Annotated in this window: 22 protein-coding genes; 13 read left to right on the top strand and 9 right to left on the bottom strand. The window is 59.8% G+C overall.

Annotated features, from left to right (window positions below):
- Window positions 1–3 precede the first annotated feature (3 nt).
- The 6 genes from MUN46_RS04370 (at window position 4) to MUN46_RS04345 (ending at window position 7,916) form a co-directional block, all read left to right on the top strand.
- Window positions 4–2,355 (top strand): PAS domain-containing sensor histidine kinase, encoded by a 2,352-nt coding sequence (locus MUN46_RS04370; RefSeq protein WP_243376756.1) that lies wholly within the window; start codon window positions 4–6, stop codon window positions 2,353–2,355.
- 262 nt (window positions 2,356–2,617) lie between these two features.
- Window positions 2,618–3,283, top strand: coding sequence for a response regulator transcription factor (locus MUN46_RS04365; RefSeq protein ID WP_243376757.1), 666 nt, complete (start codon window positions 2,618–2,620; stop codon window positions 3,281–3,283).
- Between the two features lie 27 nt (window positions 3,284–3,310).
- A complete protein-coding gene (folD, locus tag MUN46_RS04360) occupies window positions 3,311–4,174 on the top strand; it encodes a bifunctional methylenetetrahydrofolate dehydrogenase/methenyltetrahydrofolate cyclohydrolase FolD (protein ID WP_243376758.1) in 864 nt (287 codons plus the stop codon).
- Window positions 4,175–4,283: 109 nt separating this feature from the next.
- A complete protein-coding gene (locus MUN46_RS04355) occupies window positions 4,284–6,317 on the top strand; it encodes a M3 family metallopeptidase (RefSeq protein WP_243376759.1) in 2,034 nt (677 codons plus the stop codon).
- On the top strand, window positions 6,314–7,126 hold the full coding sequence (gene xth, locus MUN46_RS04350; RefSeq protein WP_243376760.1) for an exodeoxyribonuclease III: 813 nt from the start codon (window positions 6,314–6,316) through the stop codon (window positions 7,124–7,126). The genes MUN46_RS04355 and xth overlap by 4 nt, the downstream gene beginning before the upstream one ends.
- 31 nt (window positions 7,127–7,157) lie before the next feature.
- Complete coding sequence (locus MUN46_RS04345; RefSeq protein ID WP_243376761.1) at window positions 7,158–7,916, top strand: glycosyltransferase family 2 protein; 759 nt, start codon at window positions 7,158–7,160, stop codon at window positions 7,914–7,916.
- Here MUN46_RS04345 and MUN46_RS04340 read toward each other — a convergent pair.
- The 8 genes from MUN46_RS04340 to rph all read right to left on the bottom strand — a co-directional run bounded on the left by MUN46_RS04340 (window position 7,861) and on the right by rph (window position 16,640).
- Window positions 7,861–8,934: a radical SAM protein gene (locus MUN46_RS04340; RefSeq protein ID WP_243376762.1), complete on the bottom strand. Its 1,074-nt coding sequence runs from the start codon at window positions 8,932–8,934 to the stop codon at window positions 7,861–7,863. The genes MUN46_RS04345 and MUN46_RS04340 overlap by 56 nt on opposite strands.
- 42 nt (window positions 8,935–8,976) lie before the next feature.
- Window positions 8,977–10,422 (bottom strand): nitrogen regulation protein NR(I), encoded by a 1,446-nt coding sequence (gene ntrC / locus MUN46_RS04335; RefSeq protein ID WP_243376763.1) that lies wholly within the window; start codon window positions 10,420–10,422, stop codon window positions 8,977–8,979.
- Window positions 10,423–10,451: 29 nt separating this feature from the next.
- Complete coding sequence (glnL, locus tag MUN46_RS04330) at window positions 10,452–11,564, bottom strand: nitrogen regulation protein NR(II) (RefSeq protein WP_243376764.1); 1,113 nt, start codon at window positions 11,562–11,564, stop codon at window positions 10,452–10,454.
- A 68-nt stretch (window positions 11,565–11,632) separates the two neighbouring features.
- Window positions 11,633–13,045 (bottom strand): type I glutamate--ammonia ligase, encoded by a 1,413-nt coding sequence (gene glnA, locus MUN46_RS04325; protein WP_243376765.1) that lies wholly within the window; start codon window positions 13,043–13,045, stop codon window positions 11,633–11,635.
- A gap of 213 nt (window positions 13,046–13,258) precedes the next feature.
- On the bottom strand, window positions 13,259–14,071 hold the full coding sequence (locus MUN46_RS04320) for a glycosyltransferase family 2 protein (protein ID WP_243376766.1): 813 nt from the start codon (window positions 14,069–14,071) through the stop codon (window positions 13,259–13,261).
- Window positions 14,072–14,097: 26 nt separating this feature from the next.
- Window positions 14,098–15,288 carry a radical SAM family heme chaperone HemW gene (gene hemW / locus MUN46_RS04315; RefSeq protein WP_243376767.1) on the bottom strand — a complete coding sequence of 397 codons (1,191 nt, stop codon included), beginning with the start codon at window positions 15,286–15,288 and terminating at the stop codon, window positions 14,098–14,100.
- Entirely contained in the window at window positions 15,282–15,878 is a 597-nt protein-coding gene (rdgB, locus tag MUN46_RS04310) for an RdgB/HAM1 family non-canonical purine NTP pyrophosphatase (protein ID WP_243376768.1), read from the bottom strand. Before rdgB ends, hemW begins: the two co-directional genes overlap by 7 nt.
- Window positions 15,879–15,908: 30 nt before the next feature.
- Window positions 15,909–16,640 carry a ribonuclease PH gene (gene rph, locus MUN46_RS04305; RefSeq protein ID WP_243376769.1) on the bottom strand — a complete coding sequence of 244 codons (732 nt, stop codon included), beginning with the start codon at window positions 16,638–16,640 and terminating at the stop codon, window positions 15,909–15,911.
- Between the two features lie 150 nt (window positions 16,641–16,790).
- Between rph and MUN46_RS04300 the strand changes: the two genes are divergently transcribed.
- From MUN46_RS04300 to MUN46_RS04270, 7 genes are all read left to right on the top strand, one after another.
- Window positions 16,791–17,693: a YicC/YloC family endoribonuclease gene (locus MUN46_RS04300; protein ID WP_243376770.1), complete on the top strand. Its 903-nt coding sequence runs from the start codon at window positions 16,791–16,793 to the stop codon at window positions 17,691–17,693.
- A gap of 108 nt (window positions 17,694–17,801) precedes the next feature.
- Window positions 17,802–18,434 carry a guanylate kinase gene (gene gmk / locus MUN46_RS04295; RefSeq protein WP_237979619.1) on the top strand — a complete coding sequence of 211 codons (633 nt, stop codon included), beginning with the start codon at window positions 17,802–17,804 and terminating at the stop codon, window positions 18,432–18,434.
- Between the two features lie 38 nt (window positions 18,435–18,472).
- The gene (gene rpoZ / locus MUN46_RS04290) at window positions 18,473–18,676 is read left to right on the top strand and encodes a DNA-directed RNA polymerase subunit omega (RefSeq protein ID WP_243376771.1); all 204 of its coding nucleotides are present in this window, start codon (window positions 18,473–18,475) and stop codon (window positions 18,674–18,676) included.
- Window positions 18,677–18,755: 79 nt separating this feature from the next.
- Window positions 18,756–21,095, top strand: coding sequence for a RelA/SpoT family protein (locus MUN46_RS04285; RefSeq protein ID WP_285230560.1), 2,340 nt, complete (start codon window positions 18,756–18,758; stop codon window positions 21,093–21,095).
- 3 nt (window positions 21,096–21,098) lie between these two features.
- Window positions 21,099–22,091: a glycosyl transferase family 90 gene (locus tag MUN46_RS04280; RefSeq protein WP_243376773.1), complete on the top strand. Its 993-nt coding sequence runs from the start codon at window positions 21,099–21,101 to the stop codon at window positions 22,089–22,091.
- Between the two features lie 92 nt (window positions 22,092–22,183).
- Complete coding sequence (locus MUN46_RS04275; protein WP_243376774.1) at window positions 22,184–22,795, top strand: YrbL family protein; 612 nt, start codon at window positions 22,184–22,186, stop codon at window positions 22,793–22,795.
- Window positions 22,796–22,869: 74 nt separating this feature from the next.
- Complete coding sequence (locus MUN46_RS04270) at window positions 22,870–24,042, top strand: nucleotide sugar dehydrogenase (protein WP_243376775.1); 1,173 nt, start codon at window positions 22,870–22,872, stop codon at window positions 24,040–24,042.
- 34 nt (window positions 24,043–24,076) lie between these two features.
- Here MUN46_RS04270 and greB read toward each other — a convergent pair whose 3' ends face one another.
- The gene (gene greB / locus MUN46_RS04265) at window positions 24,077–24,622 is read right to left on the bottom strand and encodes a transcription elongation factor GreB (protein WP_237979668.1); all 546 of its coding nucleotides are present in this window, start codon (window positions 24,620–24,622) and stop codon (window positions 24,077–24,079) included.
- Window positions 24,623–24,629: the final 7 nt, after the last annotated feature.

Below are 24,629 nucleotides of genomic sequence, written 5' to 3'. Positions count from 1 at the left end.
AAAATGGAAAAAAGCAGCTTCAGAATTTTTCAGGCTTTCAGAAAAAAAACTTACACAGGGCTGTCCAAGCCCGGTGAAATCTCAACCAATAACTTCAGCTTTTATGCCACATGGCTCGCCCTCGGCATCATACTGGCCGTTTTTATCGTCTCGGCCATGTATGTGTCCCAGATGTACAAGACGACGGAGCGGCGCGCCGTTGTCCAGTCCGCCGAGCTGCTGGCAGAGACCGTTGACGCGCGCCTGTCCACAACCCGGGAAGCCGTATCCCGATTTTCTTTTGGCTTCCAGCACAGATCGGACTGGATCAATTCAAGCAACACCCCCGCCATCGCCAAGCGGCTGCTGAACTCCAGGCCGGAAATCGTTGAGCTGAGCATCCTGAACGGCCAGGGGCTTTCCGTGATGTCCTTTGCCTCCAATTACGCTTTCGAGGCTCTCAGCCTTCCGCCGGGGCTCACGCTTTCCAATCCCGACACGCTTGACACCCTCGCAAAAGCCAGAGCCAGCGGAACGGCGCTTTTTTCCACGCCGTACTTCATAGAAAACGGCAAGACCTCCTATATCGACCTTGTGGTCCCGGCCGCCGTCAAGTCAAACATCATCATTGCGAGAATCTCACTGCCGGCCCTGATGCACCAGCTCGTCCCAAGCTCACTTGCAAACAGCGCCTATCTCTCGCTCGACTTGAACGGCAAGAGCATCCTCGCCTCCGCTCCTGAAAAACAGGGGACGACGGCGCCCTTTTCGCTGCACCTGCCGCCTCTGCCGCCCGCCGTCACCCTGTCGGTTGCGCCTTACAACAGGCCCCTGCTCTTTACGCGGGACGCCTCGACCGTAGCCATCCTGGGACTGGGCGCCGCGCTCCTGGTGGCATTTCTCGGCCTGATCACCTTTCAGCTGAGACAGCGCCGCACGTCCCGCCGGCTGATTACCGAGTCCGCCATCCGAAGCGCCATTTCAGAGAGCATCGCCTCGGGCCTGAAGGTGACCGACAGGGAGGGAAGGGTCTTTTATGTCAACAAGGCCTATACGCAGCTGTTCAGGACACCTGAAAAAGACTTAATCGGCACGAGCCCCGAGGCGCCTGAATGGCTGAAGCTCAAACTAGGCTCGGGGAAAGCCGACAGCCCCAGCGGTTTCCATTTCAACACGACGGCGCGCAGAAGCGACGGCACGAAGTTTGACGCGTCCATCACCATCACCTCTCTCATCGACGAGAAGGGACAGCAGATCGGCTGGCTAGAAATGGTGTCGGACATCACAGAGGCGAAAAAAATAGCCGATGAGTTGGCGCGCAACCGCGAGCGGATCACCAAAGTGCTCGACTCCATCGACTCTGCCGTCAGCGTGCTCGGGAACCGCTCAGGCACCGACCAGCTTCTCTACGCCAATCCGACTTACAGCGCGCTCTGGGGCACGAACCCCGGCCCGCATCTTGCTTTGCTTCAGGCCCTGCCGCCGCAGTCTTCTCCGGGAGAAACCCGCTTTGGAACCGTGCTGCTTGACTCTACCGGCCAGTGGTTCGAGGTGAGGGAAAGGGAGCTCCTGTGGACGGACGGCGAATCCGCCAAACTCCAGATCGCGACTGACATCACTGAGAAAAAGAAAAACGAAGAGCTGATGGCCCAGCAGGAAAAGAAAGCTGAGCTTTCTTCTCGCCTGATGACCATGGGAGAAATGGCGAGCTCCCTGGCCCATGAGCTGAACCAGCCTCTGGGCGCGATCACAAACTACGCCTCTGCTGCGCTCACTCTGGTGCAGATGAATAAACTCACCGTGGAAAACTGCACCGAGGCTTTCGCCAAAATTTCCCGGCAGGCGGAGCGCGCCGCGTCCATCATCAAGCGCATCCGCTCATTTGCCAAGCGGACAGCGCCTGAAATGCAGGCCGTCTCTGTGTCCAGGCTGGTTGAGGAGACCATGGAACTTGCCCTGATTCAGGCGAAGAAGCGCCACGCCACCATCCGGACGGACATTGAGGAACATCTTCCTGACGTCGTCTGCGACTCCGTAATGGTGGAGCAGGTGCTGCTCAATCTTCTGAAAAACGGCATGGAAGCCGCAGAACCCTGCAAAGACCATACGATCACGCTCCGCATTTCAAGGGCCTCGCCCCAGCAGGTGCTTTTCGAAGTAGCGGATCACGGACCCGGCATTTCGCCCGAGACGAAGGAAAAGCTTTTCGAACCCTTCTTCTCGACCAAATCCGAAGGCATGGGGATCGGCCTGAACATCTGCCGCTCAATCGCTGAAATGCACGGGGGAACCCTGAAGGTAGAGGACAATCCCGGCGGAGGTGCAGTCTTTAAGTTCACGCTTCCGACGAAGCCTGAAAACGACTCCGGCTCATAAACCTGCAGAAGGCGCACCGGCCGCACCCCTGGCGCGGCAAGCCCTTCCCGGCAAAAGGTGAAACGAGGTTTCTTGTAGTAGTATTTTCCATGTGCCGTTTCAGCCCGACGATCGGAAACCGGCCGGTCCAGGGGAGCACACCGGACGGGCGCGGCTTACGCACCGCACCGGGGGAAAGGCATTTGAATTCTTCCGGCTCAACCCCGGAAGAAACTGAAGAATAAATTTCAGGCCCCTCGCCTGAAGCATTGAGGACAGCAAGATGACAGTTTTTTCGAGCGCATCTACCCAGGACACGAAAGGCACCGTTTATGTCGTGGATGATGACGATGCGATCCGCGACTCGCTTCGCTGGCTGCTGGAAGCGAATGACTACAAGGTCGAGCTCTACGACAGCGGGGAATCGTTCATCGCCAAATACGATCCCAATGCCATCGCCGTGCTGGTGCTCGATGTGCGGATGCCCGGCATGAGCGGCCTGGAAGTCCAGGAGCATCTGCTGGCGCGGAAAGCCGATCTCCCCATCATCTTCATCACCGGACATGGCGACGTGCCCATGGCTGTGCGGGCTCTGAAAAAAGGGGCCGTGGACTTCATTGAGAAGCCTTTCCAGCAGGCGGCGCTGAAGGCTCAGGTGGAGCACATGCTTGCCGAAGCACGGGAGCGCCGCATGAAAAACGAGCGCCAGAGCCTCAACGAGGCCCTGCTGGCAAAGCTCACGCCGCGCGAACAGCAGGTCCTCGAACGCATCGTGGCCGGCAGGCTCAACAAGCAGATTGCCGATGATCTGGGCATCTCCATCAAAACAGTGGAAGCCCATCGCGCAAGCATCATGGACAAAACGAACTCTGGAACCGTGGCCGATCTGATGCGGGTGGTCATGGATACCTCTCAGCCTGCCAAGTTTCTCGACGGCACACAGAAATAATTTTTCGCATTGAATTCCCGTCTTCCTATGACAGCGCAAATTATCGATGGAAAGGCCATTGCCGCCCGAATCCGCAGCCAGCTCAAGCCCCGGGTGGAAGCTTTAAAGCAACAGGGGCATGAACCCAGCCTGGCCGTAGTGCTCGTGGGCAGCAACCAGGCCAGCCAGGTCTATGTGAGAAACAAGGTGCGGGCCTGCGCAGATACCGGCATCCGGTCCATAGAGAAGAGGCTACCGGAGAACACCAGCGAAGCGGAGCTGCTCGGCATCATCGACGCCCTGAACAAGGATCCGGACGTCGACGGCATCCTCGTGCAGCTGCCGCTGCCGCGGCATATTTCCAGCCTCAAAGTGATAGACGCCATCTCGGCCGACAAGGACGTCGACGGCTTCCATGTGGTTAACGCCGGCCGGCTGCTTGTGGGCCGCCCCGGCCTTCGCCCCTGCACCCCCTTCGGCATTATGAAAATGCTTGAGGCAAGCGGCGTTTCCTGCGAGGGAAAACGGGCTGTCGTGGTGGGCCGCAGCAACATCGTCGGCAAACCGATGGCGCTGATGCTTTTGGAAAAAAACGCCACAGTCTCCATCGCCCACAGCCACACGGCTGATCTGAGGGCTCTCTGCCGGGAGGCTGACATTCTGGTCGCGGCGGTCGGGCGGGCAAAAATAATCGATGCTTCCTATGTCAAGGAGGGAGCCGTCGTGATCGACGTCGGCATGAACCGCGACGAGAACGGCCGGCTCTGCGGCGACGTGGACACGGCATCGGCTGCTGATAAAGCCTCTTACATCACCCCGGTCCCCGGAGGCGTCGGCCCCATGACGATCGCCATGCTTCTGGCGAATACGGTTGAGGCGGCCTCAGCCCGATTCGCCGCGCGGCTAAAATAAAAGCACCTTGCGCGGTTACTCTCAAAAGGCTTCCATGCGCCGCCTAGCGCCGCTGGAAGCCTTTTTTATTTACAGCCGCAGCAGCCGCATTTCAAAAACAGGAACAACAATGGAAAAAAATCCCCTTCTTCAGCTCGACGGACTTCTCGACTGGAAAGCCATTACGCCCGAGCATGTGAAACCGGCGATCACGCAGCTCCTTCATGAAGCCGAAGGCACCCTGGCGCAGGTCACCTCCGAAGACACGCCCGCCGACTTCGACGCGGTGGAAGAGACGCTGCTCACTTCCACACTGCGGCTGTCGCGCGCGTGGGGCGCCGTGGGGCACCTGATGTCCGTCAACGACAGCGAAGCCCTCAGAAAAGTCTTCAACGAGATGCTGCCCGTTGTCACGAATTTCTGGGTTTCCCTTTCCCAGAATGAAAAACTTTTCGAGAAGTTCAAGGCCATCAGGGACAGCGAGGCCTTTGCCTCCATGCCCCCGGTCCGCCGGAAAATCGTGAACGACGAGCTGCGGGACTTCCGGCTCGCCGGCGCTGCCCTGCCGCCCGGCAAAAGGCTCGAGGTGAAAGCGCTCGAGGAGCGCCTGTCCACGCTGTCCCAGAAGTTTTCCGAAAACCTCCTGGACGCCACCAACGCCTGGGAAAAAGTCCTCCCGGACGCCACCCGCCTGGAGGGCATTCCCTCCGATACGCTCGCCCTTTACCAGGCCTCAGCTGCCCAGAAGGGCAAGACGGGCTACCGGATCACGCTGCAGTTTCCCTCCTACCTTCCCCTGATGCAGTACGCAAGGGACCGCCGGCTGCGCGAGGAAGTCTACCGGGCCTTCACGACGCGCGCTTCAGAGCTGGGGCCTGTGCAGTTCGACAACACTCCGGTGATCCGCGAGATCCTGAAGCTGAGGAAGAAAGAAGCCGGGCTGCTCGGGTTCGGCAACTATGCCGAGCTCTCGCTCGCCACAAAGATGGCCGACACTCCCCAGCAGGTCATCCGCTTCCTGCGGGATCTGAATGAAAAGAGCCGCCCCTACGCACTGAGGGATATTGAAGAGCTGAGAAGCTTTGCAAAAGAAAGCCTCGGCATCGCGAATCTGGAGCCCTGGGACATCGCCTATGCTTCGGAGAAGCTGCGCCAGGCCAAATACGATTACTCCGACGAGGAAGTGAAGCATTACTTCACGCAGGACGCTGTCTTCTCCGGTCTCTTCAAGATGGTCGAGAAGCTGTACGGGATACACATCCGGGAAGACAAGGCGAGCGTCTGGGATCCTGACGTCCGCTTCTTCCGAATCGAGGACTCCAGGGGGCAGCTGCTCGCGCAGTTTTACTTCGATCTGTATGCGCGCGCCTCAAAGCGCGGCGGCGCATGGATGGACGGGGATCGTACCCGGCGCCTGTACAAGGGCAGACTTGAAACGCCGATCGCCTATCAGGTCTGCAACTTCACCAAACCCGCTGCAGGGCGCCCCGCCACCATGACTCACGATGAAGTCCAGACGCTGTTTCATGAATTCGGCCACGGCCTGCACCACATGCTCACGAGGGTCGACGAAGCGGCGGTCTCCGGAATTTCCGGCGTCGAGTGGGACGCGGTGGAAATGCCCTCTCAGTTCATGGAAAACTTCTGCTGGGACTGGTCCGTCATACAGTCCATTTCCCGGCATGACGTCACCGGGCAGCCTCTGCCGCGTGCGCTGTTCGACAAAATGATCGCCGCCAAGAATTTTGAATCGGGCATGGCGATGGTGCGCCAGCTGGAGTTCGCGCTGTTTGACATGCTGCTTCATTCCGAGTTCGACCCGGAGAAAGACGACTTCATGCAGCTGCTGGAGAAGGTGCGCCGGGAGGTGTGCGTGATTCCGGTCATTCCCGAGAACCGGTTCCCGATGAGCTTCTCGCATATTTTCGCGGGCGGGTATGCCGCCGGCTACTACAGCTACAAGTGGGCAGAGGTTCTGTCCGCCGACGCCTTCTCCATGTTTGAAGAGCATGGCGTGGTCTCGCCCGAGATCGGCCGCAGATGGCTTGACGAGGTCCTTTCAAGAGGAGGCTCGCGCCCCGCGATGGAAAGCTTCATCGCTTTCAGGGGCCGCCGTCCGACTCCCGACGCGCTCCTGCGCTTAAGCGGGATGGCAGACAAATGAAAATCGCGACCTGGAACGTCAACTCCCTCAAGGTCCGCCTTGAACAGGTGCTCGCCTTCCTGGAGAAGACGAAATGCGACGCGCTCGGCCTGCAGGAGACCAAGCTGCAGGACGATTTTTTCCCCGAGGAGGCCTTTGAGAAGGCCGGCTACGGCTGCTTTTTCTCAGGGCAGAAAACCTACAACGGCGTGGCTGTCCTTGTTCGCCGAGACACGACCCGCGCCAGCGATCCGGTGCGCGGGATTCCCGGATACCCCGACGAGCAAAAGCGCCTCATCGGCGTCACTCTTTCAAAGGAAGGCTGCGGGCCGGTGAGGTTCTTCAGCGCCTATTTTCCCAACGGGACGGCCCCCGGAAGCAAAAAATACCTGTACAAGATAGAGTGGCTCGCCGCCCTGCAGAATTTTCTCGCCGATGAGCTCAAGTCCCATCCGCGCCTGGTTCTTGCGGGCGACATGAACATCGCGCCAGAGGACCGGGACGTCTGGGACCCTGAGGGCTGGAAGGGCCACATCCTCGTCTCCGAGGGCGAAAGGGACGCTTTCGCCTCCCTGCTTGCGACGGGTCTGAAGGATGCCTTCAGGCTGGCGCAGCAGCCAGAAGGATCCTGGAGCTGGTGGGATTACCGCCACAGCGCCTTTCTCAAGAACCAGGGGCTGAGGATAGACCACATACTCGTGTCGCAGCCGCTGGTTCCTGAGGTGTCGCAGGTCGTGATCGACAGGTCATTCAGGGCCCTGCCTCAACCCTCCGACCATGCGCCGGTCATCTGCACGCTGCAGGAGGGCGAGCTGTCCCTGCCCCTATAATGCTTCAGAGCTCCGTTCAAAAGAGAACAAAATGAATTCCCTGGCCGTCCTTATCCTCACCAAGAACGAAGAAAAAAACATTGCGGCCGCAGTCGACAGCGCAAAGCTCATCACCGACGAAATCGTCGTGATTGACAGCGGAAGCACGGACGCAACCGTCCGGATTGCCAGGGAGCACGGCGCGCGCACTGCTTTCCGGGCCTGGGACGATGACTTCTCCGCCCAAAGGAACTTCGCTCTGCAGCAGACGCAGGCCGACTGGGTCTTTTATCTCGACGCCGATGAGCGGATCACGCCCGAGCTCGCCTCCGCCGTGCTCGAAGTCATTCGCTCCGGTGCCTCCTGCCAGTGCAGGATCGAAAGGCGCAGCGTCGCCTTCGGAATTGTCTTCCGCCACGGCGTGCTCAAACCCGACCATGTCATGCGGCTTTTCCCCCGTCTCTCGGTCAAATGGGAACGCAAGGTCCATGAGCACCCGCGCTGCCCCCTGCCCGTTCAGACTCTCCGGGGCTTCATGGAGCATTACACCTATTCCAATTGGGACGACTGGGAAAGAAAGCTCGGCCTTTACACGACGCTGTGGGCCCAGGAAGCGTACAAAAACGGGGTCAGAACCTCGCTGGGCGGAATTCTGGGTCACAGCATGGCCGGCTTCTTCAAGATGTTCTGCCTAAGAGCGGGCTTTCTGGACGGTGCCATAGGCTCGTACGTGTGCTGCACGCATTTCTTTTACGTCATGCTGAAGTATCTGAAGCTCTACGAGCTGCAGAACCAGCAGCGCCCTCAATAAACCTCGAGCGGAGCTGGCCGCAGCCGCCCAGAACGTCCTGCGCCGCACTCTGCCTGATCGTGGCGACTATCCCCGCCTCCCGCAGCCTCCGCACAAAACCTAGGCAGGCTTCTTTCGGCGGCCTTTTGAAGGGCGAACCGCTCACCTCATTGACAGGGATCACGTTGACCATCGCGTTGCGTCCAGCCAGCAGCGCGATGAGCCCGTCGGCCTCCAGCGCCCCGTCGTTGACGCCCTGGAGCAGAACCCACTCGTACTGGACGGGCGTGCGGGCCATGCGGGAATAGGCCTCTGCCGCAGCCACCAGATCCTGCACCGTCATTTTGTCGGCATGCGGCATCAGGGCGCTCCTGAGCTCGTCCCGGGTCGAGTGCAGGGATAAGGCCAGGGCGGGCTTGACGGCCTGGCGCGACAGAGCCATCAGATGCTGGAAAAGCCTGCGGCTGCCCGAGCTGGAGATCATCAGGCTCTTGTGGCCGAAATCCCCGTAAGTTCCCAGAAACTGGACGGCTTCCATCACGGCCCGCAGGTTATGCGCCGGCTCGCCCATGCCCATAAAGTCTACTTTCCGAATTGCCGGATTGATCTCCCTGGCCGCCGCGACCTGAGCCACAATTTCTGCGCTGCCCAGCTGGCGGATCAGCCCTCCCCTGCCCGTCATGCAGAATGCGCATCCCACGGCGCAGCCAACCTGAGTGGAGACGCAGACAGCGTTTTTAGGGAGCACGACGCTTTCCACCGTGCGTCCGTCGGACAGACGAAGAAGCATTTTGCTGGAAACGCCGTCCCCGCCTTCGCGCCGCAGACCGGGAACAGCCAGCGCGGCCAGCTCTTCGCGCAAGAAAGGCAGGCCGGCGCACAGCGTCCGCGGCAGCTTTCCGGCTCCGGGATCGGGCCAGGCCGCACGGCGCAGCCACGCCCTGTAGACAAGCCTTTCATGCTGAGGCTTGGCGCTGCGCTCCCGAAGCCACGCGCTTATTTCTGCAAGATCGGCAAACGAAGGGATTTTCTGCTGCACGTGCACTGTACCGGCTGAGAAGGATACGGCAAGTGTATCCCGTTATTTATCCAGGTTCAGCTCCCGAATTTTCCGGGTAATCGTGTTGCGCCCGAGCCCCAGCCGCTCAGCTGCGTCGACCCGCCTCCCTCCGGTTTTGTCCAAAGCGCAGCGAATGACTACTCTCTCAAAGCGCACCCGCAGCGTATCCATGATGTTCGGCTGATTGACATCCAGGCAGTGCGACACCTCGTCCCCCAGCGCCTTTTCCCAGGACTCGGCTTTTTCTGCAACCGGCTCGGCTCCGGAGACCGCCTGATCGGCAATCACGTTGATTCCCTTCGTGATCTCCTCGGGAAGATCCTCGACCTTGACCAGCTGGGCCGGCGCCATCACGGTGATCCACCTGCATAGATTTTCCAGCTGCCTCACGTTGCCGGGAAAAGGAAAGCGGTTGAGCGCATCCTGCGCCTGAGGCGTCAGGCGCTTGACATCGGTGTTCAGCTCCCGGGCCGTTTTGGCGAGAAAATGCCGCGTCAGCAGCGGAATGTCCTCCGCGCGGTCCTTCAGAGCAGGCAGACGAATCCGGATGACGTTGAGCCTGTGATACAAGTCCTCGCGGAACAGCCCTTCCGCAACCCGCTTCTCCAGGTTCTGGTTGGTCGCGGCAATGATGCGCACATCGGCGTGCAGGGGCTGGTGCCCTCCGACCCGGTAGAAATAGCCGTCTGAGAGTACTCTGAGAAGCCGGGTCTGCAGATCCATGGGCATGTCGCCGATTTCATCCAGAAACAGCGTGCCGCCGTCGGCCTGCTCAAAGCGCCCCGGCCTCGTGGAGGTGGCTCCCGTGAAGGCGCCTTTCTCATGCCCGAAGAGCTCCGACTCCATCAGCTCACGGGGGATGGCGGCCATGTTGAGGGCTATGAAGGGGGCATGGCTTCTCGGACTGCTCCTGTGCAGCGCCCGGGCCACAATTTCCTTGCCTGCGCCCGACTGTCCGGTAATGAGGACCGTGATGCTTGACTGAGACAGCCGGCCGATGGCCCGAAACACCTCCTGCATGGCCGGCGCCTGTCCTATCAGGATGCCCGCAGGCTCCGGAGCCGCCCGATCGGCGGCAGGCTCGGGGACGCCCCGCTCCTGGTCCTCCGACTCGTCCATGGCGCGCCTGACAAGCTCAACGGCCTTGTTGATGTCAAAAGGCTTGGGAAGGTATTCAAAGGCTCCCCCCTGAAACGCGTAAACCGCGCTGTCCAGATCCGAGAAAGCCGTCGTGATGATGACCGGCAGCTTCGGATACTCGCTTTTGATTTTCCCCAGAAGGTCAATGCCATTGATGCCCGGCATCCGGATATCTGACACAAGCACCCCGGGAAGATCCGTTTTCAGAGCGGCCAGAGCCATGCTGCCGTCCTGAAAAGTCCGGCAGTCGAAGCCCGCTTTGGTCAAGGCTTTTTCCAAAACCCATCGGATGGATTTGTCATCGTCTACAATCCAAACCTCTCTCATTTTTCGGGTCTCCTCAACTGGGTTCAAAATCACTTCGACGGCTCAGAAATAGGGATGAGGACAGAAAAATCCGTCCGCCCCGGCACGCTGTCCACGTCGATCGTTCCGCCCTGCTGCTGGATGAAATTCTGTGCGAGGGACAGCCCCAGGCCGCTGCCCTGCGGCTTTCCCGTCACAAGAGGAAAGAAAATCCGGTCCTTGATGTCCGGAGGCACGCCCGGCCCGTTGTCTATCACGTGCACGGAAAGCGCCAGGCGGTACCTGCGCATCCCTATGACGGCCTGCTGCACGACACGGGTCGTGAGCCGGATCCGTGCGGTTCCGTCTTTTATTTTTTCCTCCAGGGCTTCGGCTGCGTTTCGGGCAAGATTCAGAAACACCTGTATAAGCTGTTCGCGATCCGCGCTGACATCGGGAACCGAAACGTCATAGTCGCGCTCAAAAGTGAGGCCCTGAGGAAATTCCGCCAGAAGAAGCTGCCGGACTCTTTCAAGCACCTCATGGATGTTCACGGACGTGACCTGACGCTTGGCGCGGTAGGGCTCAAGCAGTTTGTCCACAAGGCCCTGCAGGCGGTCGGCCTCCCCGATGATGACGGAGGTGTATTCCCTCAGCTCCGGGTTGGTGAGCTCGCTGTCGAGCAGCTGGGCCGCGCCGCGTATGCCCCCCAGAGGGTTTTTGATCTCATGGGCCAGGTTGCGGAGCACCTGGCGGTTGGCTTCAGAGAACCCGAACTGGTGCTCCTGGCGCGCGGCCAGCAGCGTCATCTCATAATCAGTGAACTCGATGAGCAGCGTCGGCTGACCGCGGAGCAGAGGCCCTGCGCTCACCGCCGCCCGGACGGGATGACCGGCCTCTGAATACTGCGGCACATAAAGATTCACAATTTCAGAGATCGAGTCCTGGCCCTGCCGCTCCGGTTCAGCTCCTCCAGGGCAGAATCTCTTCAGCCACTGAGGAAGGCCGCGGAAAAAAAGCGAGGCATCCTGGCCGCAGATCGTATTTTTTGACAGCCCGGTCAGGATTTCGGCTGAGGCGTTCGCGTACAGAACGGCCCCCCGGCTGTCCGTCAGGAAAACCGCCGTCGTGATCGAATCAAGATCCAAAATGCCCTTGGCCGCCGAGGAATGTCTGGAATCCATGGCCCTGAGCCTCCGATGGTTGAAAAAAAGGGGGCTTGCGCCCCCCTTGCTGTCATCCGCCCCGGATATCAGCCGGAGTAGTACATGTCGTACTCAATCGGATGAACCGCCGCCCGGTAGGACTGAACCTCCTGTTCCTTCAGGGCGATGTAGGCGTCGATCATGCTGTTGCTGAACACGCCGCCGCGGGTGAGGAACTCGCGGTCCTTGTCGAGATACTCCAGAGCCTGGGCGAGCTCGCAGCAGACCGTCGGGATCTTGGCGTTTTCCTCCGGAGGGAGATCGTAAAGGTTCTTGTCGGCAGGATCACCCGGGTTGATCTTGTTCTGGATGCCGTCGAGACCGGCCATCATCAGAGCGGAGAAGGCGAAGTAGGAGTTGGCCATCGGGTCGGGGAAGCGCACCTCGATGCGGCGGGCCTTTTCGCTGAACACCTTCGGAATGCGGATGGAGGCGGAGCGGTTGCGGGCCGAATAGGCGAGCTTCACCGGGGCCTCGAATCCCGGCACCAGACGCTTGTAAGAGTTGGTCGTCGGGTTCGTGATCGCATTCAGGGCACGGGCGTGCTTGATAATGCCGCCGATGTAGTAGAGCGCGAGTTCGGACAGGCCGGCGTAGCCGTTGCCCGCGAACAGATTCTTGCCGTCCTTCCAGACGGACTGGTGGACGTGCATGCCCGAGCCGTTGTCGAACGCATAGGGCTTCGGCATGAAGGTGGCCGTTTTGCCATAGGAGGCCGCCACGTTCCAGACGGTGTACTTCAGGATCTGCGTCCAGTCGGCCCTCTGCACCAGAGTGCTGAACCGGGTGCCGATCTCGCACTGGCCGGCCGCGCCCACTTCGTGGTGGTGGATTTCAACCGGAACGCCCTGCTGGGTGAGCAGCGTGCACATCTCGGCGCGGATGTCCATCAGGGTGTCGATCGGGGGAACCGGGAAATAGCCGCCCTTCGGCTGCGCGCGATGGCCCAGGTTGCCGCCTTCGAACTTGAGAGAGCTCGACCACGGAGCCTCTTCGCTGCCGATCTTGAAGAAGCTGCCCGAGGGATCCGTACCGTAGCGGATGCTGTCGAAAATGAAGAATTCAGGCTCCGGTCCGAAGTAAACCGCATCGCCGATGCCCGTTGTCTTCAGGTAAGCCTCCGCGCGCTTGGCGAGCGACCTCGGATCGCGGTCATAGCCCTTGCCGGTGTCCGGCTCGAGGACGTCGCAGGTGAGCAGCAGCGTGTTCTGCTCGCGGAAAGGATCCATGCGCGCGGTTTCAGGATCGGGAAGCAGAAGCATGTCGGAGGCTTCAATGCCCTTCCAGCCCGCAATGGAAGATCCGTCAAAAGGCTGGCCGACGTCAAACGTGTCTTCATTGAGCTCTTCGGCCGGAATGGACAGGTTCTGCTCCTTGCCGCGAGTGTCAGTGAAACGGAGACCAACGTACTTTACGTCGTTGTCTTTTATCATCTGGAGGACGTCATTTGCCGTCGTCATCGCTTTCTCCTAAAGAATCTGCAGATACAGGCCGCAGCCTGAAAAGTGGATTTACTTGGATATAAGCACAAAGCGTGCCAGAATTAAAACCGCGGAAAGACGGGGCTTCTGCACAAGAAGGATGCCGCAGCGCCTCTTTTCGGGGCATCAATTCAAACCTGCATGCCCCATAATAGTGCATTTAAACGGTGAAATGCACCCGCGTGATGCTTTTCATTTCTTCAGTTCCCTGAATCCGATCTCAGCCTGGGTGACCCCGCTTTTCAGGCGGTCCATGACGCGGATGAAATTCGCATCGCGGTTCGAGCGGTCGTTCTCAGGGTGGTAGAGATGGAAAACGCAGGTCGCGAAGGCCCCGCTCTTATGCCGAACGCCTGAATTGAGCAGCCGGACGGCCAGATCCGTGTCCTCATAGCCCCAGCCGGAGAAAACCTGGTCAAACCCGTTGATCCGCTCAAAGTCCTCTCGCCAGACCCCGAGGTTGCAGGTGCGGACTTTCTGCCACCGCCCCGCTCCTATTTTGCGGCAGAGGCTGGTTGGAATGCTTACGAGCGGCAGCAGCCTGTTGAGATCCTTTCTCATAACCAGCCGGCCGATTTCCAGCGCTCCCAGATCCGGCAGGCTGATTTTTTCGTCTTCAACCCGGGCCGTGAAGCACTTGGAAAGCAGCACCCGGTTGCCGGCCACCATCCAGCCGGGCTCGGCGAGGCCCCTGTGCCTTGAAATCCAGTGTCTCTGCGGAACGCAGTCGCCGTCCAGAAACAGAAAATACTCCCCCGAGGCTTCCGAGGCGGCCAGGTTTCTGACGCGCGCCGCCCTGAACCCCCGGTCTTCCTGCCACGCATGCTTCAGCGCGACTGGAAACCTTCCGGCCCACTGCCTGACAAGCAGGCCCGTCTCCTCGCGGCTTCCGTCATCGCCGACGATGACCTCGAAGTCCCTGTCTTCCTGCTCGCTTAAGGCCGAAAGGACCCGATCCAGTGCTTTGGGCCGATTGTAGGTTGTGACGATGACGCTGATCAGCACTTTTTTCTCCAGTCATCCAGGCGCGGTCAAATTAAAAAAATCTCCTGCAGGTCAGAAAGAAAGTCCATTCCTTTTTCCGTCGCCCGGAATCTGCCGCCCGCATCGGCCAGCAGCCCCCGGCGCCTCGCCTCGTCGAGCTCGGGCCTGATAGCCTCCTCCCGAAGCCCCGTCCTGCTCTCAAAATAGATTCGGGGCACACCGTCTGTGAGCCGCAGCGCATCGAGCATAAACTCAAACGGGAGCTGCCTGTCGGCGACCCACCTGGAGTGCGCCGTACCCTGGCCGCGGCGAACGCCGTCCATGTACCTGGCGGGCGATGAATGCTTGGCGAAGCGCAGGACTCCTTTCTTGGTCGAAACCTTCCCATGGGCTCCCGCTCCAATGGCCAGGTAGTCGCCATACTGCCAGTAATTCAGATTATGCCGGCACTGCCGGCCCTCCAGCGCGTAACCCGAGACCTCATAGCGCCTGAAGCCTGCCCTGCCGAGGATGGAAACCACGGCGTCGGCCATGTCGCAGAGCTCGTCAGGATCCGGCAGCCCCGTGGGCGGCCTTCGGGCAAAAGCCGTGCCCTGTTCAATCGTAAGCTGATAAACCGACAAGTGCGTGCTCCCGGCGCCCACGGCCCGCGACAAATCCTCTTTCAGCAGTCCCAGATCCTCGCCCGGGAGCCCGAACATCAGGTCGAGATTCCAGTTGGAAAAGCACCTGCGGACCTCCCCGAGGGTCTCCTCGGCCTGACCGGCGGTATGGATTCTGCCAAGAAGGCGCAGCTGCGGATCCTGAAAACTCTGGACGCCCACCGAAAGACGGCTGATGCCGGCCTCCGCAAAGGCGCCGAGCCTGCCGCTGGCCACGGCTCCCGGATTGGCCTCCATGGAAATCTCGCAGCCGGGCGCAAGGGGCAGCCTGCTTCTGATCCCCGAGAGGAGCCTCGAGACTGACTCCGGCTTCATCAGCGAGGGTGTTCCCCCTCCCAGATAAACCGTGCGGACCTCGCGGCCCTGAACCCACTGCAGCTCTCCGTCCAGATCCTTGAGCAGGCAGTCAATGTAGTCCTGCTCGGGAAGCCCGCCGGGGCAGGCCCTGGAGTTAAAGTCGCAGTAAGGGCATTTGTGCACGCACCAGGGCCAGTGGACGTAAAGCGAGAGAGGCACCGACTCCGGCTCCGGAACGGGGACCGGCCTGTCCAGAAATCTCGAGGACTTTTCTACCATCCCCAGCGCTCTTTCATCAGGGCGGACATCATCCGCATAGCCTGACCGCGGTGGCTTCGCGCATTTTTTTCTTCATCGCTCAGCTCAGCAGCGGTTTTTCCCTCGGACTTTAAGAAAAAGTAAGGATCATAGCCAAAGCCGTTGCTGCCGCGCGGCTCATCGACGATTTCGCCCGCCCAGCATCCGGAGGCGACCAGCGGATCCGGATCATCGGGTTTTTTAAGCGCGACCAGCACGCAGACGTAGTGAGCAGAGCGGTTCCCGCGGCCCTCCAGCCTGGAGATCAGCAGCTCATTGTTGCGCCTGTCGCTTTTTGGCTCCCCCGCGAACCTGGCGGAGTGAACTCCCGGCGCCCCGTCCAAAGCGTCAACGCAGATTCCGCTGTCATCGGCCAGGGCCGGCAGGCCGGTCTGCCGGGCGGCATTTCTCGCCTTGGCCAGGCAGTTCTCCAGAAACGTGCCGAAGGGCTCGTCCGCAGGAGAAACTCCAAGCGAGCCCTGGGCGACGACCTGAATGCCGCGCGGAGCCAGAAGTTCATTGAATTCCCTGATTTTCCCGGGATTGTCAGAGGCAAGAACTATTTTATTCATGGGTCTGTCCTGCAAATGAGTGACAAAGCTTTAAGGCTGGGCGAGCGCTTTCTGCTGTTCCTGCTGTATTTCACGGTTTCCCTTCTGCGCCAGGTCGAGCAGCCGGTTCAAATCCTCGCGGGAAAAGGGCTCCCCCTCGGCCGTTCCCTGAATTTCAACAAAACGGCCTGTTTCCGTCATCACCACGTTCATGTCGGTGTCGCTACCCGAGTCCTCGACATAGTCCAGATCCAGCACGGGGCAGCCCTCGCTCATGCCGACGGAAATCGCCGAAACTGCGCCTTTCAGGGGGCTATCGCTCACCATCCCCCGCTGCTGCATCCACCGCAGCGCATCGACCAGCGCGACATAAGCTCCCGAAATGGAGGCGCAGCGTGTGCCGCCGTCGGCCTGCAGAACGTCGCAGTCGATTTTGATCGTGTTTTCTCCCAGCTTCTGAAGATCGACAACAGCCCTCAGGCTTCTGCCGATCAGCCGCTGAATCTCCTGCGTCCTGCCGCTCTGGCGGCCCTTGGCGGCCTCCCTTTCTGTGCGGGTCCCCGTCGCCCGGGGCAGAAGGCCGTACTCGGCGGTGACCCAGCCGCGGCCCTGGCCCTTCAGCCAGGCCGGAACGCCCGGCAGCACCGAAGCCGTGCAGCAGACCCGCGTACCGCCCTGCTCAATGAGAACGGATCCCTCGGCATAGCAGGTAAAGTGCCTGGTAAAGCGAGTCTGCCTCTTTTCATCAAACGTGCGTCCGTCATGCCTTTTTGCGTTTTCCATGACCCCTTGCGTCCTTTGTCGAAACGATGAGTGATTTTCCCCTCGGGGGGAAGCGCCTGGCAAACAGAATACAATGCTGTTCATCCTTCCGCCTGCTGAACACTTCCCTGCTGACAGGCAGAGGCTATTTTCCATCAAAAGGACACTACCATGGCCGCTGTTTCGAGCATGACGGGCTATGCCACCGTGCAGGCCCCTTCCCCCGCAGGCCTCCTCACCATAGAGCTGCGGTCCGTCAACTTTCGCTTTCTGGACCTCGCGCTGAAGCTCCCCGATGAGCTCCGGCAGCTGGAGGGGCCGATCCGCGAGGCGATAGGCGCCCGCGTGCACCGCGGGAAAATGGAGTGCCGCATTTCCTTGAAAAACAGCGAGGCGGCGGACAGCGTCCGGCTGAACTCCATTGCCGCGGCCAGGCTTCGTGCGCTTCAGGACTCCGTCCTGGAATCATTTCCCGAGGCCGAGAAGCTCTCCGTTTCCCAAATTCTCAATTACCCGGGCGTTCTCGCTGTGCCGGAAATCAACGCCGAGCAGCTTTCGCAGGATGTCCTTTCCGCGGTCGGCTCTGCGCTCGAGTCCTTCACCGCTTCAAGGGTCCGCGAGGGAGCAGCCCTGGCCAAAGTTCTGCTCGGCTACTGCGACACAGTGGAGAAAATCACCCGCAGCATTGCGGCCCGGGTGCCCGACATCCTCAAAAACATGAACGACAAGCTCGAGGAGCGGATGCAGGAAGCCCTCGGGCGGTCCCTGAGCGAAGCCTCAAGCCTCACCAAGGAGGAAGTGAACGAGCGCATCAAAAGCGAACTGACGCTTTACGCGCTCCGGATGGACGTGGCCGAAGAGATCAACAGGCTGATTACGCACACCAACGAGGTTCGCCGGGTGCTGTCGGCGGGCGGTCCTGTCGGCAGGAGACTGGATTTTCTGATGCAGGAGCTTAACCGCGAGGCCAACACACTGGGCTCCAAGGCGGTCGCCATCGAAATGACGAATGCGTCGCTCGACCTGAAGACCACCATCGAGAAAATGCGCGAGCAGATCCAGAACCTTGAGTAAGACGCGGTTTACCCTGCGCTTTTGCCAGCGTAAAATGCCGTCATTCATCCATTGCTGAGCCGCTGTCGCCTGGCGCGGCTCAGTCATTCTTTACTGGACCGATACGGCATGGCTACCGCCCAAAACACTGGCCTTCTGTTTCTTGTTTCCGCTCCGTCCGGAGCGGGCAAATCTTCCCTTGTGCATGCGCTGATCGAAAGCGATCCCCGGGTTCATCTTTCCATTTCCTTCACGACGCGCGGCATCCGCCCGGGAGAAGCCGACGGCCGCGACTACAACTTCATTTCCCTCGAGGAGTTCGAGCAGCGCAAGCAGCGCGGCGAATTTCTGGAATGGGCCTTCGTTCACGGCAATTACTACGGGACGAACAAGCTCTGGATCGAAAAGGAACTGTCCGCGGGCCACGACGTGATGCTCGAAATCGACTGGCAGGGGGCCTTCCAGGTGAAGAAAATATTCCCCGGCGTGATCTCCACCTTCATCCTCCCGCCCTCCATCGAGACGCTGAAACAGCGCCTGGTCGGCCGGGGCACGGACGCTCCGGAAGTCATTGCCAAAAGACTCAGCGGAGCAGGGGCCGAAATAGTTCACGCCCCGCAGTTCGACTACGTTATAATAAACCGCGATTTCGATCAGGCAGCCCGTGAGCTGCAGTCCATTGTTGCGGCAGCAAGGCTGCGCTTCTCCCAGCAGAAGATGCGGAATCGGGAGCTTTTCTCCCGCCTCGGCGTCCCCGGCTGATCGGGGTCGGCGTTTTTTTATTTTAGAGATTGTGAATAATGGCTCGTGTTACCGTTGAAGACTGTCTGGAAAAGATTCCGAACCGCTTTGAGCTAGTGCTCTGCGCTTCCTACCGCGCCAGGCAGATCGCTCAGGGCTACGCCCCTAAGATCGATGCGAAGGACAAACCGACGGTGGTTGCGCTGCGCGAAATCGCCGACGGGCTCACCGGCAAGGAAATGCTTGACAAGGTTCCCCGCTGAGCGTTTGTCCGTCCTGACAATAAAAAGGTCCTGTGCGAAGATATAGCTCAGGACCTTATTTTTTCAAGGGAGCCTTTTTTTGACAGAACAAAAAGCGGCGGACATCCGCTCCCGAAGCATGGAAACAGAACAGGAGCCGGAGCAGGACGACCTGCCCCTGTACATGAGGCCGGCTGAAGTCAAGATCGTTTCCGCAAATGACCTTCTGAACCGCTGCCGCCTTTATCTGTCCGAAACTGACTGCCAGACCATCCTGCGGGCCTACCGATACGCCGACGAGCATCATCTCGGGCAGTTCAGGAAATCCGGCGAGCCTTACATCACCCATCCTCTGGCCGTCGCCTCCATCCTGGCGAGCTGGCACATGGACTGTGTGACCATTCAGGCGGGCCTCATGCACGACGTGCTGGAAGACACCGGCGTTTCCAAAAAGGAGATGGCGGAACTCTTCGGCATCGAAGTGGCCAACGTCGTCGACGGAGTCTCGAAACTCGACAAGCTCAAGTTCCGGAGCGTTCAAACCGCTGCGGCGGAATCCTTCCGCAAGCTCCTGCTCGCCATGGCCAAGGACGTGAGGGTCATTCTGGTCAAGCTGGCTGACCGCGTGCACAACATGCGCACGCTGGGAATCATGAGGTTCGAGAAGCGGTGCCGCATTTCGCGCGAGACGCTTGACATCTACGTCCCCATCGCCCACCGCCTGGGCATGAACCACGTCTTCAGGGAACTGCAGGAACTGGCCTTCCTCAACATGCACCCCGTGCGCTACCGCGTGCTGCACGACGCCGTCCTCAAAACAAGAGAAAAGCGCAAGGAGATCCTGGAGCGGATACTGCAGGAAACCCGCAGGGCGCTCCCCAAGGCAGGGATCCGGGCCAGAGTGCTCGGCCGCGACAAAACCCTTTACGGGATCTACAACACGATGCGCGACAAGCACATCGGGTTCAGGGAAGCCCTGGACATCTACGGTTTCAGGGTCATCGTGAAGACCCGGGAGGAGTGCTACCTGACGCTCGGCGTCCTGCACGCGCTCTACAAGCCTGTGCCCGGACGGTTCAAGGACTTCATCGCCATTCCGAAAACCAACGGGTACCAGAGCATCCACACCACAGTGATCGGACCGAACGGCACCCCGATCGAATACCAGATCCGCACCGAGGAAATGCACCGGATCGCCGAGTACGGCATCCTCACCCACTGGCTGTTCAACGACGACGGGGCCAGCGCGAACGAAATTCAGGCAAGGACCACCGCCTGGCTGCAGTCCCTGCTCGAGATCCAGCGCCAGAGCACGGATTCGTCCGAGTTCATCGAAAACATCAAAATCGACCTGTTCCCCGACCGCATCTACGTCTTCACCCCGAAATCAAAGATTATTTCCCTGCCCAAGCGCTCGACGCCGATCGACTTCGCCTATCAGATTCACACCGATGTGGGAAACCACGCTGCGGCCTGCCGGATCAACGGCGTCGAATCGGAGCTCACTCAGGAGCTGCACAACGGGGACATGGTCGAAATCACAACCGATCCGTCCGCTACACCGCGGCCCGAATGGGTCAAGGCGGTGGGCAGCGGCAAAGCCCGGGCGGAAATCCGCCAGTTTCTGCGAACCATGAAATTCGCGGATTCCGCGAAGCTCGGCTTTGATCTTCTCAAAAAAGCCGGAGAAGACATTTCCCTGGATATTGAACAGATTCCTCCCGCGATCTGGGAGTCCATCCAAAAGGAAATGGGGGCCTCCAGCCGGGATGAATTCCTTGCCGACCTGGGGCTGGGCAAATACGTGGCCGAAGCAGTCGTCAACCGGCTTGCCGTTCTCATGAACACCCGCGAATCCCTCGAGGAAGGGCAGAGCACGGTGCTGCAGAAGACCGTGGAAGTGACGGGCAACGAAGGCATGGCCGTCACACTCGCCTCCTGCTGCCACCCCATTCCCGGCGACGAAATCTGGGGCTTCATGAGGCCGGGCAAAGGGCTTTCGATCCATCGCACGGAATGCAGCCACACCGTGAAGGGGAAGGCCTCCGACCCCGGGCGCTGGATGACCGCCAAATGGGCCGCAGTGCCGGCTTCCGCCCGATTCCGCGTCCCGGTGGACATCACCGCCGTCAACGAGCGCGCCACAGTGGCGGCCTGCATCACCGCCGCCGCCGAGGAGAATTCCTCCATCGTCGGGCTGACCGTCGACCAGGGAAGCGGCAGCACCTGCTATCTGCACCTGATGGTCATGGTCCACGACCGGCTGCACCTGGCTCGGGTCATCAGACGGCTCTCCCACGTCAAGGACATCCAGGAGGTTCGCCGCCGCACCTCCGAGCATTTCAAGGGACCGGCTGCAGAAGCAGCCGAGGGGCAGAAATCCAGCCTGACCTCCCAGCTGAACTCCGAGGATCTCTACGCGGACAGGTCCGGGCAGTAATCCATGCTGAGAAAAGACTTCAATTTATACAAAATACGCCCGAGCTATATCCTCAAGCCGAGGGGCAAGCACATCAAGCTTTTTTATTACGTGCGCTGCGCGCTTCGCAGCCTCACCCCGCGCTTCCTTCTCAGAATAAAAAAAGACCGGCTCTTCAAGTCGCTCGCCACCCGGCCCGACCGCAGGGAAATCCTCGAGCGCGCCGCTTACTACAACAAGCTTTGCTCACACTTCCGCCTGCCGGCGCAGGCCGCAGCGGCAGGCAGCATCAAAAACGGAGGCAGCAACTACGACCGGGATGCTTACGAAATCCTGCGCTTCTTCAGTCCTGAAGAAAAAATCGCCACCGCCTTCGGCGACAACACCCGCGTGCCCGGTGTTCCTTCCATCTGCAAATCCCGTCCCATTGCCGGCGACAACGCCAACTGCGTCCTGCTGAACCTGAACAAAATCCGGCATTTCGTATTTCTAAAAGACCATATTCCGTTCGAGCAAAAGTCCGACCTCGCCATTTTCCGCGGTGCGTGCTTCCAGCCGCAGAGAAAGCGCTTTATGGAAATGTACTTCGGGCGTCCGTTCATCGACTGCGGAGACACCCGCCGCAGAGACAAGGTGACGGAGAACCCCGAATGGCACAAGCCCCTGATCACGCTTTATGACCACCTGAAATACAAGTTCATCCTGTGCATCGAGGGCAACGACGTGGCCACGAACCTGAAATGGACCATGTCCTCGAACTCGGTGGCGGTCATGCCCCGCCCGCATTACGAGACGTGGTTCATGGAAGGCCGGCTGATCCCGAACTACCATTACATCGAAATCCGGGACGACTTCAGCGACCTGGAGGAAAAGCTCCGCTACTACATTGCGCACCCGCAGGAAGCGAAGGCGATCGCGCACCACGCCAATGAATGGGTGCAGCAGTTTCTCGATCCGGACCGGGAGCTGCTGACCGCCCTGCTGGTGATGCGCAGGTACTTCGAGCTCGAGGACTGAGGTCCGCGGGGATCAGTCCCCGGAGCGCGCAGCCAGGATCTGGGCTAAGATTTTCCTTTGCTTCATGCCGCCTGTTCGATTTAGACACATCAATGCCTGCAGAGATCATCGATCTGAGCGACGCGCCCTTCATCGGCAAGGGCGCGCACAAAAAAGTCTTCCAGGATCCCCGGAACCCAGGGCGCTGCATCAAGGTTCCCTTCTCTCTGCCCGACACAGACATCGAGCGCGAGCTCGCGTACAGGGAATGCCCGCTGCTGCGCTCTGCCAAAGGCAATCGAAGCGCGTCCATGCTTCCGCAGTATTTCGGCACCTGCCGCACCAGCCTGGGCACAGGGTACGTTTTCGAGCTGATCCGGGATTATGACGGGCGGATCAGCCGAACTCTGCAGGAACTGCTGGAAGAGGCGGAGAAAGACCCGAAGAAGCGGCCCTCCGTCAGGGAGACGCTCAGGCTTTTCAAGCGGCAGTATTTCAGTGAATGCATCGTGACCTCCAACGTTGAACCGGTGAATTTCCTGGTCCAGCGCGTCAGCCCTGATCGCACCTCCGTGCGCATCATCGACAACATCGGCAGCCCCGGGCTCATCCCCCTAGCCTATTATTTCCACTGCTGCGCCGCCCTCAGGGCACGCCGGCACTGGCGCCGGCTCCTGGAGGAAATCTCCGAGCATTTTCCAGAGATGGAGGCAGCAGGTTTTTGATCGGGCAGGAGCCGCACCCTGCGGCCCCCTATAATGAGTCAGTTACAGGTTCTTCAGTCAGATAAGAGTCGATTATGAAAATAGCAGTCGCCGGCATCGGCTATGTGGGCCTTTCCAACGCAGTGCTGCTGGCCCAGCACAACGAAGTTGTGGCCCTGGACGTGGTCCCGGAGAAAGCGGAGCTCATTAACGCAAGGAAAAGCCCCATCGTCGACCCGGAAATCGACAGGTTTCTGGCCCAGGCCGACCTGAATCTCACGGCTACGACGGATCCCCGCACGGCTTATGAGGGGGCGTCCTACGTCATTGTCGCAACGCCAACCAATTACGACCCTGAGACCAACCATTTCAACACGCGCTCCGTGGAATCCGTGATCGGCGATGTCCTCAGGATCAACCCCAGGGCCACCATTATTATCAAATCCACCATTCCGATCGGATACACGAAAGCGCTCAAGGAGCGGCTTGGGGTGAGCAACATCATCTTCGTGCCCGAGTTCCTTCGCGAAGGCAAGGCGCTCTATGACAACCTGTATCCTTCGAGAATCATCATCGGCGATTCGACGCCCAAGGCGCACGAGTTCGCCAGGCTGCTGCTGGAGGGCGGCAGGAGGAAGGACACGCCCGTTCTTTTCACCGGCTCGACTGAAGCCGAGGCTGTCAAGCTTTTCTCGAACACCTATCTCGCCATGCGGGTCGGATATTTCAACGAACTGGACTCCTTCGCCGTGCGCAAAGGACTCAACACTCGGGAGATCATCGACGGGGTGACCCTGGATCCCCGCATCGGCCATTTTTACTGCAACCCCTCTTTCGGTTTCGGCGGATACTGTCTGCCGAAGGATACCAAGCAGCTGCTCGCAAACTATACCGACGACGCGGTTCCTGAGCGCCTCGTCCGGAGCATCGTGGAGACCAACAGTATCCGCAAGGACTTCATTGCCGATGAAATACTGAAGAAGAAGGCCGGCAGAATCGGCGTCTACAGGCTCATCATGAAATCCGGATCAGACAATTTCCGCGAATCGAGCATCCAGGGCGTCATCCGAAGGCTCAAGGCCAAGGGCGCAGAACTGCTCATCTACGAGCCTGCGCTGAAGGCGGATCAGTTCGAAGGAATCCCGGCCACCCGCAGCCTGGAGAAGCTCAAGCAGGAGTGCGGCCTCATCATCGCCAACCGCTGGAACGACGAGCTGGAGGACGTCCGCTCCAAGGTCTACACCCGGGACATTTTCGGCAACAACTGACGCCGTGGAATGCAGGACGCGGAGGCCCCGGCGATTATTTCCGGGGGGACTCGCCGGTGTATTTGACCTCGAGGATCTCGATGGTCTCGACGCCCCTGGGGGTCGGCAGCCGGACCTCGTCTCCCTCGTGCGCCCGCAGCAGCACCCGGGCTATCGGACTGATCCAGGACACGTCGCCTTTGTCCGGATCCATCTCATCGATTCCCACAATGCGCACCGTGCGCTCCGTCCCGGTCGAGCTCTCCTCATAAGTCACCGTTGCTCCGAAATACACCTGATCAGTCGGGGGACGGTTCCGGACATCAACCACCTGCGCCGACTCAATGCGCTTGTTTAAAAAGCGGATCCGCCGGTCTATCTCGCGAAGGCGTTTTTTCCCGTACTGATAGTCCCCGTTTTCCGATCTGTCGCCGTTGGACGCAGCCCAGGAAACAATGTTCACCACGGACGGACGCTCGACGCGCACCAAGTTTTCCCTTTCATCGAGCATGCGCCTGTAGCACTCAGGGGTCATGTAGTTAGGCGCATGGGCAGGCAGCCCTGGAAGGCTTACTTCATCCTCATCCTGTTCTTCAGCCATGGTGAAT

The sequence above is a fragment of the Mesosutterella faecium genome (assembly GCF_022809315.2).
Taxonomy (GTDB): Bacteria; Pseudomonadota; Gammaproteobacteria; order Burkholderiales; family Burkholderiaceae_F; genus Mesosutterella; species Mesosutterella faecium.
The sequence above is the reverse complement of the archived record's forward strand: the minus strand, read 5'-3'. Positions and strand labels throughout refer to the sequence as shown.

Coding starts and splice junctions, on each gene's coding strand:
- MUN46_RS04345 (WP_243376761.1), top strand. CDS start 7,158: ATGAATTCCCTGGCCGTCCTTATCCTCACCAAGAACGAAGAAAAAAAC.
- MUN46_RS04370 (WP_243376756.1), top strand. CDS start 4: ATGGAAAAAAGCAGCTTCAGAATTTTTCAGGCTTTCAGAAAAAAAACT.
- MUN46_RS04355 (WP_243376759.1), top strand. CDS start 4,284: ATGGAAAAAAATCCCCTTCTTCAGCTCGACGGACTTCTCGACTGGAAA.
- ntrC (WP_243376763.1), bottom strand. CDS start 10,422: ATGAGAGAGGTTTGGATTGTAGACGATGACAAATCCATCCGATGGGTT.
- rpoZ (WP_243376771.1), top strand. CDS start 18,473: ATGGCTCGTGTTACCGTTGAAGACTGTCTGGAAAAGATTCCGAACCGC.
- rdgB (WP_243376768.1), bottom strand. CDS start 15,878: ATGAATAAAATAGTTCTTGCCTCTGACAATCCCGGGAAAATCAGGGAA.
- gmk (WP_237979619.1), top strand. CDS start 17,802: ATGGCTACCGCCCAAAACACTGGCCTTCTGTTTCTTGTTTCCGCTCCG.
- glnL (WP_243376764.1), bottom strand. CDS start 11,564: ATGGATTCCAGACATTCCTCGGCGGCCAAGGGCATTTTGGATCTTGAT.
- greB (WP_237979668.1), bottom strand. CDS start 24,622: ATGGCTGAAGAACAGGATGAGGATGAAGTAAGCCTTCCAGGGCTGCCT.
- folD (WP_243376758.1), top strand. CDS start 3,311: ATGACAGCGCAAATTATCGATGGAAAGGCCATTGCCGCCCGAATCCGC.
- MUN46_RS04300 (WP_243376770.1), top strand. CDS start 16,791: ATGGCCGCTGTTTCGAGCATGACGGGCTATGCCACCGTGCAGGCCCCT.
- MUN46_RS04280 (WP_243376773.1), top strand. CDS start 21,099: ATGCTGAGAAAAGACTTCAATTTATACAAAATACGCCCGAGCTATATC.
- MUN46_RS04365 (WP_243376757.1), top strand. CDS start 2,618: ATGACAGTTTTTTCGAGCGCATCTACCCAGGACACGAAAGGCACCGTT.
- hemW (WP_243376767.1), bottom strand. CDS start 15,288: ATGGTAGAAAAGTCCTCGAGATTTCTGGACAGGCCGGTCCCCGTTCCG.
- rph (WP_243376769.1), bottom strand. CDS start 16,640: ATGGAAAACGCAAAAAGGCATGACGGACGCACGTTTGATGAAAAGAGG.
- MUN46_RS04270 (WP_243376775.1), top strand. CDS start 22,870: ATGAAAATAGCAGTCGCCGGCATCGGCTATGTGGGCCTTTCCAACGCA.
- MUN46_RS04275 (WP_243376774.1), top strand. CDS start 22,184: ATGCCTGCAGAGATCATCGATCTGAGCGACGCGCCCTTCATCGGCAAG.
- xth (WP_243376760.1), top strand. CDS start 6,314: ATGAAAATCGCGACCTGGAACGTCAACTCCCTCAAGGTCCGCCTTGAA.
- glnA (WP_243376765.1), bottom strand. CDS start 13,045: ATGACGACGGCAAATGACGTCCTCCAGATGATAAAAGACAACGACGTA.